Here is a 17,319-nt window from a genome sequence, read left to right on the forward strand (position 1 = left end):
GCGCCGGCTAACCGGCCGGCCCTTCTTGGCGGCCCCTTCTTCATGAGGTGAATTGTGGACGAGACAACGGTGGGTACCGGCATGGCGGAATCCGGCCGGGCGGACGCGGTCGCGGTGGTCGGACTGTCCTGCCGCTTCGCGGAGGCGGCAGGCCCGGACGCCTTCTGGCACCTGCTGCGGACCGGCGGGAACGCCGTCACCGAGGTGCCCGAGGGCCGCTGGGACCGCGACGGGTCCGCGGCGGGCGGAGCGGGTACCCGGTGGGGCTCGTTCCTCGCGGATGTCGCGGGGTTCGACGCCGGGTTCTTCGGTGTCTCACGCCGCGAAGCCGCCGTGATGGACCCGCAGCAGCGGCTGATGCTGGAGCTGAGCTGGGAGGCGCTGGAGGACTCGGGCACCGTCCCGGCGACGCTCCGGGGCGAACGCTGCGGGGTGTTCATCGGCGCGATGCGGGACGACTACGCGCGGCTGGCCCAGGGCCTGGGGCCGGATCTGCGGACGCACCACTCGTTCGCCGGGCTGCAGCGCAGCCTGATCGCCAACCGCGTCTCGTACTTCTGCGGTCTGCGCGGCCCGAGCATGACGGTGGACACCGGGCAGTCCTCCTCCCTGACCGCCGTTCACCTGGCCTGCCAGAGCCTGCTGACCGGCGAGTCGGAGATCGCGCTCGCCGGCGGTGTGAACCTCAACCTCGCGGCGGCGAGCGAGGAGGATGCGGCGGCCTTCGGTGGCCTCTCCCCCGACGGCCGCTGCTACACCTTCGACGCCCGGGCCAACGGCTTCGTGCGCGGCGAGGGCGGTGGTGTCGTCGTGCTGAAGACACTGGCGAAGGCCCTCGCCGACGGCGACCGCGTCCACTGCGTCATCAGCGGCGGCGCGGTGAACAACGACGGCGGCGGCGAGGGCCTCACCGTGCCCAGCCAGGACGCCCAGGAAGAGCTGCTGAGGCTGGCGTACCGGAACGCCGGTGTCGATCCAGCCCTGGTCCAGTACGTGGAGCTGCACGGAACGGGCACCAGGGTCGGCGACCCGGTGGAGGCCGCCGCCCTGGGTGCCGTGCTGGGTGCCCGGCGAAGCCCCGGGCACCCCTTGCCGGTGGGGTCGGTCAAGTCCAACCTGGGGCACCTGGAAGCCGCTGCCGGCATCTGCTCCCTGATCAAGACGGCGCTGGCGCTCCGGAACCGTGAACTGCCCCCGAGCCTGAACTTCGAGACACCGCATCCGCAGATCCCACTGGAGTCCCTGCGGCTGCGGGTCATCACCGAACTCAAGCCATGGAGCGGCTCCGGCGGGCCTCTGGTGGCGGGCGTCAGCTCCTTCGGCATGGGCGGCACCAACTGCCATCTGGTGCTCGCCGAAGCACCGGCCCACACCCCCGCGGCACCACCGCGGCCTGAGACGACCGGACCCCAGGTAGTTCCCGCTCTGCTGTCGGCACGCACCGGGCCCGCCCTGCGCGCACAGGCCGAGCGCCTGGCGGCCTTCGTCGAGGACCACCCCCAGGTCGATCCGGTGGACCTCGCCCACTCGCTGGCCACCACCCGTACCGCCTTCGAGCACCGGGCCGTTGCGGCGGCGTCCGACCGGACCACGCTGCTGGTGGCGTTGCGGGCGCTCGCGAAGGGGCGCCAGCCCGTGCGGGTGTCCCGGGGCGTGGTCGACCCGAACGCCCGGGTCGCGTTCCTGTTCGCCGGACAGGGCGGCCAGCGGCTGGACATGGGCCGGGAACTGTACGTCGCGTTCCCCGCGTTCGCGGCGGCTTTCGACGAGGTGTGCCGGTACCTGGACAGCCATCTGCAACGGCCGGTGCGCGAGGTCGTGTTCGCCGCCCCGGGTTCACCCGAAGCGGCCCTGCTGGACCAGACGCTGTACACCCAGGCGGCGGTCTTCGCCCTGGAGGTGGCGCTCTACCGGCTGCTGACGTCGTTCGGTGTCCGGGCGGACCAGCTCGCCGGGCATTCCGTCGGCGAGCTGGCGGCCGCGCATGTCGCCGGGCTGTTCTCGCTGCCGGACGCGGCAGCCCTGGTAGCCACCCGTGGGCGGCTGATGCAGAGCCTGCCGACGGACGGTGCGATGGTGTCCGTGCGGGCGGGCGCCGACGAGGTGCGCGACCTCCTCGCCGGCCGCGAGGACCGGCTGTCGCTGGCCGCGGTCAACGGCCCGGCGGCCACGGTGCTCAGCGGCGACGAGGACGTCGTGGCCGAGGTGGTGCACGTCCTCGCGGCGCGGGGCCACAAGACCAAGCGGCTGCGGGTCTCCCACGCCCTGCACTCCCCCCACCTGGAGCCGGTGCTGGAGGAGTTCCGCGCGGCCGTCGCGGCGGTGACGTTCCAGCCACCACGCGTCCCCATCGTCTCGACGCTCACCGGTGAACCGGTACCGCCGGAGCAGATGAGCACCCCGGAGTACTGGGTGCGCCAGGCCAGAGAGCCGGTGCGATTCCTGGAGGCCGTGCGGGCCCTACTCGCCTCGGGCACGACGGTCTTCGTCGAGCTGGGCCCCGACGGCTCACTGGCCACCATGGCGCGCGACTGCGTGGCCGCTGCGCCGGGGAACACCGCGGCCGTCGTCCCCACGCTGCGGGCCGGCCGCCCCGAGTCCCAGACGCTGTTGACGGCCCTGGGCGCAATGCACACCCGGGGCGTCACGGTGGACTGGACCACGGCCTTCGCCAACAGCGGCGCACGCCCGGTCCGGCTGCCCACGTACGCGTTCCAGCGTGAGCGGCACTGGTGGAAGAGCGGCAGGCCGCAGGAACCCGCCGACACACCCGCGGATACGCCCACGCACGCGCCCGCCTGGCCGTCCGGCGAGCAGCCCGCAGCGACCGGTTCACTGCAGGCCCGACTGGCCGGGCTGCCCGCCGCCGAGCAGAACCGTGCGGTGCTCGAACTGGTGCTGGAGCACGCGGCCGACGTACTCGGAGAGTACCGCGCCGACCAGGTCGATCCGACCCGTACCTTCCAGGACCTGGGCTTCGACTCGCTGATGGGCGCGGAGCTGCTGGTGCGGCTCGGCGAGACGGCACAGTCGCCGCTGTCCCCGACCGCGCTTTTCGACCACCCGACGCCGACGGGACTGGCCCACGGACTGCTCGCCCAGCTGCCCGACACCCCATCGGCCCCGGTGTCCGCGGCGGAGGCAGGGCCAGCGGCCTCCGCCGACCGGGACGACCCGATCGCCATCATCGGCATGGCCTGCCGCTATCCCGGTGACGTGTCGACGCCGGAGGAGCTGTGGCAGCTGGCTGCCTCCGGCACGGACGCGATCGGCGGCTTCCCCACGGACCGGGGCTGGGACGTCGAAGGACTGTACGACCCCGACCCGGACCGGCGCGGGAAGTCCTACACCCGGTACGGGGGCTTCCTGCACAACGCGGCCGACTTCGACGCCGCGTTCTTCGGGATCTCGCCGCGCGAGGCACTGACCACCGACCCGCAGCAGCGACTGCTGCTGACCACCGCCTGGGAGGCGTTCGAGAGCGCGGGCATCGATCCGGCATCGGTCAGGGACAGCCGCACCGCCGTCTTCGCCGGTGTGATGCACCACGACTACGCACCACGCGTCCACACGGTGCCGGAAGGACTCGAGGGCCACCTGGTCACCGGCAACACCTCGAGCGTGGTGTCGGGCCGTCTGGCATACGTCTTCGGCCTGCGGGGGCCCGCCGTCACCGTGGACACGGCGTGCTCGTCCTCCCTGGTGGCACTGCACCTGGCGGCGCAGGCGCTGCGCCGAGGCGAGTGCTCCCTGGCGCTCGCCGGCGGGGTAAGCGTCATGGCGACCCCGGAGATGTTCGTCGAGTTCTCCAGGCTGCGAGGGCTGGCGCCGGACGGCCGGTGCAAGTCGTTCTCGGGGACGGCGGACGGCACCGCCTGGGCCGAGGGCTCCGGACTGCTGGTACTGGAACGGCTTTCCGACGCCCACCGCAACGGGCACCGGGTCCTCGCGGTGATCAAGGGCTCGGCGGTGAACCAGGACGGCGCCTCCAACGGCCTGTCGGCACCGAGCGGCCCCGCGCAGGAACAGGTGATACGCGAAGCGCTGGCCGACGCAAGGCTGGCAGCGGCCGAGGTCGACGCCGTCGAGGCGCACGGCACCGGCACCCCGCTGGGCGACCCGATCGAGGCTCAGGCCCTGCTGGCTACCTACGGCCAAGACCGCCCCGCGGACCGACCGCTCCTGCTCGGTTCCCTGAAGTCCAACATCGGTCACGCCCAGGCCGCGGCGGGCGTCGGCGGCGTCATCAAGATGGTGCTGGCCATGCGGCACGGGCTGCTGCCGAAGCTGCTGCACCTGGATGAGCCGACCCGGCATGTCGACTGGAGCAGCGGCCTGGTCACCCCGCTCGCCGAGGACACCGAGTGGCCCCGGACCGGACGTGCCCGCCGCGCCGCCGTGTCCTCCTTCGGCATCAGCGGCACCAACGCCCATCTGGTGCTGGAGGCACCCCACGCACAGGCGCCGGCCGCCACGGAGGTTGCCCCTGCCGGGGACGGCGGCCTGCAGGCGGCGACGCCCTGGGTGCTCTCGGGCCGGAGCGAAGCGGCGCTGCGCGACCAGGCGTCGCGTCTGCGGGCCCACCTCGACCGCCATCCGGACCTGGACCTCACCGATGTGGCCTACACCCTGGCGAGCGGCCGGTCCGTGTTCGACCACCGGTCGGTGATCGTGGGCCGGGACCGCGTTTCCCTGCTGAAGGGTCTGGACGCGGTTGCCGCCGGGACACCGGCCGCGGGAGTGTGCTCCGGCCGGGCCCGTACCGGGCACCGCCCGGTGCTGGTGTTCCCCGGACAGGGCACCCAGTGGGCCGGCATGGCGGTGAACCTCCTCGCCACCTCCCCGGCCTTCGCCGAGCGGATGGCTGACTGCGGGCGGGCCCTGGCACCGTTCATCGACTGGTCCCTCCCCGATGTCCTGGCCGACGAGAGCGCGCTGGCCGAAGTCGACGTGGTGCAGCCGGCGCTGTGGGCCGTGATGGTCTCCCTCGCCGCCGCGTGGCGCGCGTACGGAGTCGAGCCGGCGGCGGTCGTGGGGCATTCGCAGGGCGAGATCGCGGCCACCACGGTGGCCGGGGGGCTGTCCCTGGAGGACGGTGCCCGCGTGGTGGCGCTGCGCAGCAAGGCGCTGCGCGCCCTCTCCGGGCAGGGCGGCATGATGTCGGTCCGGCTACCGCGTCAGGAGACAGAGGAGCGTATCCGGCCCTGGCGGGACCGCATCTCGATCGCCGCGGTCAACGGCCCCCAGTCGACGGTGGTCTCGGGTGAGCCGGCGGCGCTGGACGAGCTGAGCCAGGAGCTGTCCGGATCGGACGTCCGGTGGTCCCGGCTGCCCGTGGACTACGCCTCCCACTCCAGTCAGGTGGCACAACTGCGTGAGCGGCTACTGACCGAGCTGTCCCCGATCACACCCCGGTCGAGCGACGTGCCCTTCTACTCCACGCTGACCCGCGGCCTGATCGACACCGCCAAGCTGGACGCGGACTACTGGTATCGCAATCTGCGCCACCCCGTGGAGTTCGACAGCGTGATCCACACGCTGGCCGACCAAGGCCACAGGCTATTCATCGAGTCCAGTCCACGCTCCGTGCTGACCATGGACGTTCAGCAGGTCCTGGACGAGACCACCGAGGGCGGCACTGCCCTGGGCACGCTCCGGCGCAACGATGGCGGTCTGGACCGCTTCCTGGCGTCCGTCGCCGAGGCGCATGTGCACGGGCTGAACGCACGATGGGCCGAGGCCTTCCGGCCCGGCACCGCCGAGTACACCGATCTGCCGACCTACGCCTTCCAGCCCGAACGGTTCTGGATGCTGCCGACCACGTCGGCCGCAGACGCCCAGGGGCTCGGGCTGCTCGCCTGCGAGCATCCGCTGCTGGGCGCCGCCGTCGCGAAGGCCGACGACGACAGCCTGGTCTTCACCGGCAGGCTCTCGCTGCGCGCCCAGCCCTGGCTGGCCGATCACGCAGTGAACGGCACGGTGCTGCTGCCCGGTACGGCCTTCGTCGAACTGGCCCTGCACGCGGGAGGACAGGCCGGCTGCGACCGGGTCGAGGAACTCGCCCTGGCGACGCCCCTGGTCCTGCCCGACGAGGGCGACGTGGAACTCCAGCTCACCGTGGGCGCGCCCGAGTCCGGCCGGCGCCCGGTCTCGGTGTATTCCCGCGCCGCCGACCGCGCCGCGCTGCCCGAGACGGTGTGGACCCGGCATGCGACCGGGTCTCTGATCAGCGGCGCCGACGGTCAGGAGGACCTCGGTCCGTGGCCGCCGGCGGACGCCGAGCCGCTGGACCTCACCGACGCCTATGAGCGCCTGGCGGAGACCGGGTACGAGTACGGTCCGGCCTTCCAGGGGCTCACGGCCGTATGGCAACTGGGCCACGACACATACGCCGAGGTCGCCCTGCCCGCCAGCTTCCAGGAGGACGCGCCCGGATTCGGCATCCACCCAGCGCTGCTCGACGCCGCCCTGCACCCGCTGCTGACCGGGGCGCAACCCGGCGCGGACGGTGACATGATCCAACTGCCCTTCTCCTGGACGGGAGTGTCTCTGTACGCCACGGGGGCCACCGCGCTGCGGATACGGCTCTCACCGACCGGCGACGGCGAGTTCTCGCTGACGGCCGCCGACAGCACCGGGCTCGCGGTGGCGTCCGTCGACGGCCTCACCCTGCGGCCGGTGAGGCCGGAGCACGCGGGCGCCGGCCGGGACCACCAGCGGTCGCTGTTCCAGGTCGACTGGGTCGATGTGACCCGTCCCGCCTCCGCCGCCTCTGGCGGCCGATGGGCGGTACTCGGGCCGGACGGCTCCGGCCTCGACATCGCGGACCCGGCGGTGTCATGCCATCCCGACCTCGCGTCGCTGCGCCTGGCGGTCGAGGGAGGCGAGACGGTACCGGACGTCGTGGTCATCGCCTGCCGGACCGTCCCTGACGGCCAGGACACGGCACCAGAGAACCGGAGTGCGCCCGCGGTGCCCGCCGCACTGAGCGCGGCCACGACCGGTGTCCTCGACCTCCTCCAGAGCTGGCTGGCCGATGAGGCGTTCGCCACCTCGCGCCTGGTCGTCGTCACCCGGGGCGCAATCGCCGCGGCCCCCGGTGAGGACGTACCCGACCTGTCCCATGCGCCTGTGTGGGGCCTGCTGCGCACCGCCCAGTCCGAGCACCCGAGCCGCTTCCTGATCGTCGACACCGATGCCGGGGGCACCGACATCGGCCTGCTCCGCACCGCGGCCGCGTCCGGCGAACCGCAACTGGCCGTGCGCGACGGGCAGCTGATCGCGCCCCGGTTGAGCCGGGCCACCCCGGCCGAGGCCGGACGCCCGGCCCCCTGGGACCCCAACGGCACTGTGTTGATCACCGGCGGCACCGGGACCCTGGGCGGTCTCCTCGCCCGTCATCTGGTCACCGAACACGGTGTACGGCGGCTGCTGCTGACCGGCCGCCACGGGCAGGACGCCCCCGGAGCGGCCGAACTCCACGCCGAACTCGGCGCGCTGGGCGCCCACGTGACCATCGCGGCCTGCGATGCGGCCGACGCCAAGCGGCTCGCCGCCGTCCTGGCGGGCGTACCCGGCGAGCACCCGCTGACGGCGGTGATCCACGCGGCGGGCGTCCTCGATGACGGCACCGTGGAATCGCTCGACGCGGAGCGCCTGGAGGGCGTACTGCGTCCCAAGGCGGTGGGCGCCTGGAACCTGCACCGGCTGACCGAGTCCCTCAGTCTTTCCGCGTTCGTGCTCTTCTCGTCGGTCGCGGGAACGTCCGGCACTCCCGGCCAGGGCAACTACGCCGCCGCCAACACGTTCCTGGACGCGCTGGCCCACCATCGCCGGGCCCGGGGGCTTGCGGCGACATCCCTGGCATGGGGCTTGTGGGACCGCAACAGCGGGATGACCGGACATCTGGGCCGCACCGACCGGGCCAGACTGGCGCGCGGCGGTCTGGTACCGCTGAGCGAGGAGCAAGGTGTCATGCTCTTCGATGCAGCACTCGCGCTGGACTCCGCGCTGCTGGTACCCGCCCGGCTCGACCTGGCGGCACTGCGCATGCAGGCCGCGCACGGCACGGTGCCCGCGCTGTTCACCTCACTGCTCGGCGCCAGCCGGCGGGTGCTGCCCGCCTCGCGCCCGCCCGCGCTCTCACCTCAGGATCCCGCAGGTCCAGTCGCCTTCTCGGACGGCCGGGCACTGATGGAACTGGTCCGGACCACCGTGGCCACCGTGCTCGGGCACGCGGCACCGGACCGGATCGATGACGACCGCGCCTTCAGGGACCTGGGCTTCGACTCGCTCACCGGGCTCGAACTCCGTAACCGGCTCAGCGCCGCCACGGGGCTGAGGCTGCCCGCTACCACGGTCTTCGACCACCCCACGCCGACAGCGCTGGCCGACTATCTCTCAGGCCGGGTGTCCGCGCCGGCCAGCCGGCCGACGCCGCTGCCCACCGCCGCGAGCGACGACGATCCCGTGGTCATCGTGGGGACCGGCTGCCGGTTCCCCGGCGGGGTGCGCTCCGCGCAGGACCTGTGGGAGGTGTTCAGCGAAGGCCGGGACGTGGTCTGCGACTTCCCCCGCAACCGCGGCTGGGACATCGACACCCTCTACGACCCCGACAGCGCCACCCCGCAACCCGGCAGGACCTACGCCCGCCACGGCGGGTTCCTCACCGACGCCACCGACTTCGACCCCACCTTCTTCGGCATCAGCCCCCGCGAAGCACTGATCATGGACCCCCAGCAGCGGGTCCTACTGGAAGTCGCCTGGCACGCGCTAGAGTCCGCCGGGATCGACCCGAGCACCCTCCACGGAACCCGCACCGGCGTCTTCACCGGGCTCATCCCCGGCGAGTACGCCGCCCACCCGGGCATTCCCCTCGACCTCATCGGCCAGCGGTCCATCGCCAACACCAGCAGCGTCGCCTCCGGCCGACTCTCCTACACCCTCGGACTCCAGGGCCCCGCCATCACCATCGACACCGCCTGTTCCTCCTCCCTGGTTGCCATCCACCTCGCCGCCCAGTCACTCCGCAACGGCGAAACCACCCTCGCTCTGGCCGGCGGGGCGACCATCATGGCCACCCCCGCCCACTTCATCGAGTTCTCCCAGCAGCAGGGCCTCGCTCCCGACGGCCGCTGCAAGCCCTTCGCCGCCGCCGCCGACGGCACCGGCTTCTCCGAGGGCGCGGGCCTGGTCGTGCTGGAGCGCCTCTCGGACGCCCGCCGCAACGGGCACCGTGTGCTGGCGGTGATCCGCGGCTCGGCCGTCAACCAGGACGGGGCCAGCAACGGTCTCACCGCCCCCAACGGCCCGGCCCAGCAGCGGTTGATCGAGGCCGCCCTGGCCAACGCCCGGCTGTGCGCCGACGAGATCGACGTGGTCGAGGCGCATGGCACCGGGACCTCGCTCGGCGACCCGATCGAAGCGGGGGCGCTGCTGGCCGCCTACGGCGAGAACCGCCCCGCGGACCGGCCGCTGTGGCTGGGCTCGGCGAAGTCCAACCTCGGCCACACCCAGGCCGCGGCCGGCGTGGCCGGTGTGATCAAGATGATCGAAGCCCTGCGGCACGAGCTGCTGCCCCAGACCCTGCATGTGGACAGCCCCACGCCACAGGTCGACTGGTCAGGCGAGACCGTACGGCTGCTGACGGAGGCTCAGCCGTGGACGGCCAGCGAACGCGAGCGCCGGGCGGCCGTCTCCTCCTTCGGCATCAGCGGGACCAACGCCCACCTCATCCTCGAAGAGCCCCCCGCGGACGACGCCGCCTCGGCCACCACCGCGCCAGCCGACCGCTCCACCGCCCCCGTGCTCCCCTTCGCCCTCTCCGCCACCACCGCCGGGGCGCTCCCCAGCCAGGCCCGGGAACTCCTGAGGCATCTGGGCCCCCACACCGATCCCCTCGACCTCGCCCACTCCCTCGGCACCACCCGCAAACACCACCCTCACCGCGCCGTCGTCCTGGCCCCGAACATCGGCGAACTAAGCACGGAACTCACCCACATCGCCCACGGCTCCGCCACCTCGAGCACGGTCACGAGCAGCACCACCCCCAACCCCACCACCGCCTTCCTCTTCCCCGGACAAGGCACCGGGTGGCCCGCCATGGGAGAGGACCTGCACCGGGCGTACCCCGTCTTCGCGGAGGCCTTCGACGCGATCTGCGCCGAGCTGAACGGACAGCTCGAACATCCCCTGAAGGAAGCGGTGTTCGCTGCCAAGGGCACCGACAAGGCAGGGTTGCTCGAACGCACCGACTACGCCCAAGCCGCCGTGTTCGCGATCGAAGTGGCGCTGTTCCGGCTACTGACCCACCACGGCGTCCAGCCCGACTTCCTGGCGGGACACTCTGTCGGCGAGATCGCCGCAGCGCATGTGGCCGGGGTGCTGTCCCTGGCCGACGCCTGCACACTGGTCGTCACGCGCGGCAGGTTGATGCACACCCTGGCGCCCGGCGGGACGATGGTCTCCCTCGCCGCGTCGGAAGACGACGTCCGGTCGCTCATCGCGGGCCGGGAGCACGAGGTCGCGGTGGCCGCGGTGAACGGCCCCGAGGCGGTGGTCATCTCCGGCGACGAGGAAGCTGTCCTCGACTGTGCCGACCGCATGGCAGCCCAGGGACACCGTACGACCCGGCTGGCCGTCCATCGCGCCTTCCACTCGCACCACATGGACGCGGTACTCGAACCGTTCCACGAGGCGCTGGCCACACTGCGGTTCCAGCCGCCCACGGTACCGATCGTCTCCGCGGTGACCGGCTCACCGGTCACCGCGGCCGAGATCTGCTCACCCGGCTACTGGACGCGCCACGCCCGCGCGACCGTCCGCTTCCAGGACAGCCTGGACTGGCTGTCGAAGGCCGGTGTGGGCCTGTATGCGGAGGTGGGTCCGGGCCACGCGCTCACGGCTCTGGGCCAGCACAACCTGGCCCCTCAGCCGGGCGATCCCGACGCCGTCGAGCTGGTGTCATGCCTGCGCGAGGGACGCCCCGGAACCGAAACCCTGCCGGCGGCGCTGGCGGTCCTCCACACCCGGGGCGCTTCGGTGGACTGGGCCGCCTGGTGTGCGGGGGGCCGGACCGTCGACCTGCCCCTGTACGCCTTCCAGCGCGAGCGATACTGGCTGCGGGACGGCGGCGCACCGGCGACCGGAGAGGACCGGGGCGGTGCGACGGCGGGGGCCACGGGGGATCCGCTGTGCTACGAGATGGGCTGGCGCCCCTGGGTCCCGGCGGTGGCGCCGCCGGGGGTGACGGCCAGTCACTGGCTGGTCATCGCACCGTCGGACGGCGCGTACGACGAGACGGTCTCGGCCCTGCTGCGAGCGCTGGGAGAGCGTGGCGCGGTGGCCGTGGAGTCGCGCGCCACCGGTGCCGACCGGGAGACCTGGCGGCAGCTGCTCACCGGCACTCCGCTACCCGCTCCACTGGCCGGGATCGTGTCGCTGGTGTCGCTGGACGAACGGAGGGATCCCGCGCAACCCTCGGTGCCCCGGGCGGTGACGGCCACTCTCGGGCTGGTGCAGGCGCTGGAAGACCTCGGGGTCGACGCGCCGGTCCGCAGCGTGACCAGGGGTGCGGTCGGCATCAGCGAGGAGGACCCGGTGCTCCGGCCGGGCCAGGCCGCAGTGTGGGGCCTGGGCAGGGTCATCGCCCTGGAGGCCCCGCATCTGTGGGGCGGGCTGATCGACCTGCCCGAGGCGATGGACGAGCGGTCCTGGTCATGGTTCTGTGACGCGCTGACGGCCGAGGGCGGGGATGACCAGCTGGCTCTCCGCTCCTCGGGGATATACGTCCCCCGCCTCACCCGTACCGGGCTCCCGGCCCCAACCTACCCGGACGGGCTCACCGGTTGGCGCCCGCGCGGTACGGTACTGGTCACCGGTGGGCTGGGGGGGCTGGGCGCCCATGTGGCCCGTTGGCTGGCCCGCAGCGGAGCCGAACACCTCCTCCTGACCGGCCGCCGGGGACCGAACACCCCGGGCGCGGACAGCCTGCGCGCGGAACTCGTCGAGCTGGGGGCGACGGTCACCATCGCCGCCTGCGACATCACGGACCGTGAGGCGCTGGACCGCCTGATCCGCACCGTGCCCGCCGACACACCGCTCACGGGCGTCGTCCACGCGGCCGGGGTACTCGACGACGGACTCATCGCCTCACTCTCCCCAGAACGCCTGGGCACGGTCTTCGGGGCGAAGACCGATGCCGCCTGGCATCTGCACGAACTCACCCGTGACCATCCGCTGGAGCGGTTCGTCCTGTTCTCGTCCCTCGCGGGTACCGTCGGCTCGCCCGGGCAGGGCAACTACGCCGCCGCCAACGCAGTCCTCGACGCGCTGGCCCAGCACCGGCGGGGGCTCGGGCTTCCCGCGACCTCGCTCGCCTGGGGCCCCTGGGCCGATACCGGGATGTTCACCTCCGCGGTGGCCCAGTTCCGGCACCACGACGGCCTCACCCCGTTGCCGGCACCCCTCGCCCTGGACGCCTTCGCCTCCAGCCTCGCCCGGCCGGGCTCCTTCTACGCCATCGCGGACGTCGACTGGGACCGGTTCGCCCATACGACCGGCCGGCCCGGCTCCCTGCTCTCCGACCTCACCTCCGCGGGCGTCGGTGAGCCCCCGTCCGGAACGAGCGCCGACGGCACTCCCTCACCCCAACACCTGGCCGCCCTGCACTCCGACGAACTCCAGGACGAGCTGTTGCGGCAGGTGATCACACACGTCGCGGCGGTGTCGGGACACGCGACCGCGGCGATCCCGGCGAGCCAGGCGTTCAAGGAGATGGGGCTGGACTCACTCGCCACCATCCAGCTGCGCAACCGCCTCCACGCCGCCACAGGCGTGCGGCTGGCCACCACGGTCGCCTACGAACATCCCACACCGACCGCGCTGGCCCGGCATCTGGCCGCGGGCATCGGTGACCAGCGGGGCGATGTGGTCCGTCCCGTGATGGCCCAGCTCAGGAAACTGCAGACCGCGCTCTCCGCGATTCCCGCCGGGGACGAGCGCAGAGAGGAGATCGACACTCTGTTGGAGACTATCTTCCTGAAATGGCGGGAGCAGGAGCGCGTCCAGGCCGACGCGGCGAAGGGGCGCGATCTCGTCCTTGCCTCGGACGACGAGATGTTCGACCTCATCGACAACGTCCTCGGCCATACGGAGGAATAGGGGTACGCCGATTCCCAGCGCACTGGCCATCAGTTCCATGGTCGCCTCCCCTGCGGGCGGGCCCGGTCGGCGCCGGTTCGCCAGCGAACATCCACCCCCACGTCGTCAGCGAGATCCGATAGACCCTGGCGGGGGACTTCGGGATGCCGGCGCCGGTGATGTACCGCTCGACCGCCGCGGTGTACGACGACGGCGAGACGGACAGGGGCCCCACCCGGGCGCGCGGCAACCTGAGCGCACCCCGCTCCCGAGTTCGGCCACTGGTTCGTTCGCCATGCCCGTCCCGCCCTTCTGGTCCTGCCGCAGTAAATGCGTACACCTCGCCCCGGCGGCCGAATCGCCCCGCCGCAGGTCGCGGTGATAGAGGCCCTGCCGCAGTAAATCCGGTATTTACTGCGGCAGGCGACTGACGAGCCGTCGGACGATGGACGAAGGTGACACAGGCACCGCGACCGTGTCCGCCACCTGCGGGACCAGCGAGAACGTGCCCACCAGGGACTCCCGGACGGGGCGCAGGAAGGCTCCCCGGTGGCCGCCCGCGTCGCTGCCGGAGGCGACGATCGCGTCCAGGCCCGAGATCTCCAGGGCGATGGCCTCTTCGATGGTCGTCGCCGTACCGATCAACGCGATGCCGAGCCGCCGGGCCTCCTCGACCAGACGTCGGGGCGGCAGCCCCATCACGAGGCTGATGACCGGCGGGGCGGCGGTGAGCAAGGCATTCACCTGCGCGCCGAAGTCCGGCCACGTCGGCGGCGGTGGGGGCGGCGACGCCGAGTTCCTCGTAGTACGGCCGCAGCCGCGCCACGTGAGAGGCCAGGTCCGTGTCGGACGGCTGGAGTTCAGATTCACCATCGAGCGGAACCCACAGGTTCACCGCGAACGGCCGGTCCGTGCCCGCTTTCAGCCGTGCTACCAGATCCCCGATCTCCTCCGAGAGGAGGATGTGGGCCCCGTACGAGCCGAGCCCGCCGTCCTCCGACACCGCCACGGCCAGCTCGACGGAAGACAGTCCGCCGCCGAACGGCCCTTGGATGATAGGCAGTTCGATGCCGAGGAGCTCGCCAAGACGTGCCGGCCTCCCGGCGCACCACACTAGTAGACTGTCGTGGCTAATTCTTGGGATAAAGGTGGCGCAGTTTGATGCGTGCGTCATGGGTGGTGAACTGCCAGTTCACTTGGCGTTGGTCGGTGTTGGTGGCGTTCTGCCAGGCCGAGAGTTCGGTGTTGAGTGTGTCGAGGTCGCCGATCCGGCGGTCGAGGCATTGCCGGGTCAGCGCGGAGAGTTCGATCTCGGCGATGTTGAGCCAGGAGCCGTGCTTGGGTGTGTGGTGGATCTCGAGGCGCTGGGCCGGGGCGAAGGCCTCTTCTGGTTCGAATGCCTCGTACAGGGAGGCGATGGTGTGGGTGTTGAGGTTGTCCATCACCAGCACCACGGTCGCGGCGTCGGGGTGGTCCACGGTCAGTAGCTGCTTGACCTGGCCGGCCCAGTCGATCCGGGTCCGCCGGGACAGTGCCTGCGTGCGACGCCATCCGCGTAAGGGTTCGGTCCATACGAAGACGGAGCAGGTGCCGCAGCGGATGTACTCGCTGTCCTGGCACGCGTCGCGGCCGGGCCGGGCCCGTGGGGGTCGCGGACATGGGTGAGGAGCTGGTAGGGCTTCTCGTCCATGCACACCACCTGGGATGCCTGCGGATCGCGGCCTGTATTGCTCAGGAAGCTGCGTGCCACGAAGCGGATTCGTGGCCGCCGGATTGATCGGGTGATGTTTACGTGACAGGGCTGGCCAGGTGACTGCTGTGGGGTGAAAGGGACTGTGGCCGGGCCTGGTGTTGTGTTGCGGTCTACCGTGAAAACAGCACAGTGACGGTCGGCGTCGAGGCAGGCAGCGCATGAACCCGCAAATCGATTACGAGGCGGTCTTCCAAGCCCTGCCTGGCATGGTGGCGCTGCTGGCACCGGACCTGGTGTATGCCGACGCGAACGAGGACTTCCAGCGGCTGGCCGGGCGTACCCGCGAGCAGCTGGTCGGCCGCTACATTTTCGACGTCTTTCCCGAGAACCCGAACGATCCGGCCGCGGCCGGTATACAGGAGACCCAGGCGTCGATGCTCCGCGTGGTCGCCACCGCCGAACGCGACACCATGGCACTGCTCCGCTACGACATCGAGGATCCCGAGCGGCCCGGGCTTTGGCAGGAGCATTACTGGAGCCCGGTGAACGCTCCTGTTCTCGGGCCGGACGGGCAGGTGGTGCTGATCCTGCACAGAGTGGAGGAGATCACCGAACTCCTTCGGGCTCGCGGCGGCCAGGCCGGCGGCGACGGGGCACAGGTCCTGGAGGCTGAGCTCTACACCCGCTCTCGTGAACTGCAGGAGGTCAACGAGCGCCTGCGTCAGGCGCACGCCCGTGAACGCGAGGTGGCCCTGGCCCTGCAGGAAGCCATGCTGCCCGCTCCCAGCCCCGTAGGGCACCACCAGGCGGCCGTGCGCTACCAGCCCGCCACCACAAGCCTGAACGTGTGCGGCGACTGGTACGACCTGGCCGATCTGCCCGGTGACAGCATCGCGGTCGCCGTCGGCGACGTCGTCGGCCACGGCCTCACCGCGGCCGGCGTCATGGGCCAGCTGCGCAGCGCGCTGAGCGCTGCCTGCCGCGTCGCCGACGGCCCGGCCCGCGCCCTGGAAGCCCTCGGCCTGTACGCCCGCTTCGTCACAGGCGCAGAGTCGACAACCGCAGTAACGGCCTTCATCGACTGGGACCACCACACCATCGCCTACAGCAGCGCCGGCCACCCTCCACCCGCCCTGCTCCATCCCGACGGCACCGTGACCTTCCTCGACCAGGCCACCGACCCACCACTAGGCGCCCGCCCCGAACACATCCCCCGCCCGCAGGCCCGCACACCCTTCGCCGAGGGCGCCACCCTGGTCCTGTACACCGACGGCCTGATCGAACGCCGACACGAGGACATCGATACCGGTCTGGCCCGCCTCGCCGACTCCCTCACCCACCACCGGCACACAAGCCCCGAAACCCTGGCCGACGACCTCCTGGCCGATCTCCTCCCACCCACCGGCAACACCGACGACATCGCCCTCGTCGTCATCCGCCTATAACCCGTGGAACCGGCAACCTGGCACAGGACGAACTACGAGAGCCAGAGGCCTATTCACGGGGTGGTGGGGCGCCTGGGTTCCTTGATCATCAGTACGGCCCTGCTCGGTAGTCTGATGTCTGCGACAACGTCAGAAGTGAACCGGGGCAGGGCCGTTGAGCTGGAACGTTACGGCAGGGTTGGACAAGGATCAACTGGACGGGCTGGTGGTGCGGGTCCATCGGATACTCATGACGGATCCTGATCCTGTGGTGTCTCCGGCCCGGATGTGGTCACTGGGCCTGTACCGGTCGGTGGTCCTGGTGCTGTTCCTACTGCGGCAGAACCCCGTCCAGGAGGCGGCGGCGGAGCTGTTCGGTGTCAGCCAGGCCACTGTTTCCCGGCGGTGGACGGGGCTGCTTCCGGTGGTGGAGAAGGCCCTCGCCGGGCATGTCCCCGATCCCGTGGAGGCCTCCGCCGGCCGGATCGTGCTCATCGACGGCACCCTGGTCACCACGTGGGACTGGGCGAGCGAAGGCACCACCCTGTTCTCCGGCAAGCACCGCGACACCGGCTTCAACCTGCAGGTTGCGGCCACGCTGTCCGGGGACCTGCTCGCGGTGTCCGAGCCCGTCCCGGGCTCCCGGCACGACATGTACGCCTGGCGCCGGTCCCACTTCCCGGAAACCTTCGCGGAACGGCAGAGCATGGGCGATCTTGGCTACGTGGGCTCCGGCATGCTCACCGCGAGACGCAGACCACCTGGTCAGGAACGTCCCACTGGCGACAACGTCTACAACGGGAGCATCAGCAGACTCCGCGCCGCCATCGAGCGAGCGATCGCACACCTGAAAGACTGGAAGATTCTCGCGACCCGCTACCGCGGCCCCCTGGCCAAGTTCCCCCTCGTTGCCAAAACCGTCACCGCCCTCACCTTCTACAAGAAGGGCTGGTGAGACCCCGTGAATAGACCTCCCAGCCTCGCGCAATTTGCGACAGGGTCCGCACCGGTGCCGCCTGGCCCTTGCAAAACGCGGTCCAGAACGCTGCGGTTTCGCTGTCG

At 71.5% G+C, this 17,319-nt stretch carries 5 protein-coding genes and 1 pseudogene; 3 read left to right on the top strand and 3 right to left on the bottom strand.

The genetic code is table 11. From position 1 onward, the window contains the following. The first annotated feature begins 81 nt into the window (after window positions 1–81). Window positions 82–13,161: an SDR family NAD(P)-dependent oxidoreductase gene (locus tag OG331_RS01850; protein ID WP_406209590.1), complete on the top strand. Its 13,080-nt coding sequence runs from the start codon at window positions 82–84 to the stop codon at window positions 13,159–13,161. Window positions 13,162–13,551: 390 nt separating this feature from the next. Here the strand turns inward: OG331_RS01850 and OG331_RS01855 are convergent, their stop codons facing one another. From OG331_RS01855 to OG331_RS01865, 3 genes and pseudogenes are all read right to left on the bottom strand, one after another. Beyond that, window positions 13,552–13,875 carry a nitronate monooxygenase gene (locus OG331_RS01855; protein ID WP_406191000.1) on the bottom strand — a complete coding sequence of 108 codons (324 nt, stop codon included), beginning with the start codon at window positions 13,873–13,875 and terminating at the stop codon, window positions 13,552–13,554. 181 nt (window positions 13,876–14,056) lie between these two features. After that, a pseudogene (locus OG331_RS01860) lies at window positions 14,057–14,314 on the bottom strand (hypothetical protein); the annotation flags it as partial. Continuing rightward, the gene (locus tag OG331_RS01865; protein ID WP_406191002.1) at window positions 14,271–15,053 is read right to left on the bottom strand and encodes a transposase; all 783 of its coding nucleotides are present in this window, start codon (window positions 15,051–15,053) and stop codon (window positions 14,271–14,273) included. The pseudogene OG331_RS01860 and the gene OG331_RS01865, both read right to left, overlap by 44 nt. Between OG331_RS01865 and OG331_RS01870 the strand changes: the two genes are divergently transcribed. Together OG331_RS01870 and OG331_RS01875 are read left to right on the top strand one after the other, a co-directional pair. Further along, the gene (locus OG331_RS01870; protein ID WP_406191004.1) at window positions 15,052–16,278 is read left to right on the top strand and encodes a PP2C family protein-serine/threonine phosphatase; all 1,227 of its coding nucleotides are present in this window, start codon (window positions 15,052–15,054) and stop codon (window positions 16,276–16,278) included. The two genes, OG331_RS01865 and OG331_RS01870, sit on opposite strands and share 2 nt — an antisense overlap. Before the next feature lie 247 nt (window positions 16,279–16,525). Further along, complete coding sequence (locus tag OG331_RS01875) at window positions 16,526–17,212, top strand: transposase family protein (protein ID WP_406190792.1); 687 nt, start codon at window positions 16,526–16,528, stop codon at window positions 17,210–17,212. The last annotated feature ends 107 nt before the right edge of the window (window positions 17,213–17,319 follow it).

Source organism: Streptomyces sp. NBC_01017 (assembly GCF_045162795.1).
GTDB classification, from domain to species: Bacteria; Actinomycetota; Actinomycetes; order Streptomycetales; family Streptomycetaceae; genus Streptomyces; species Streptomyces machairae.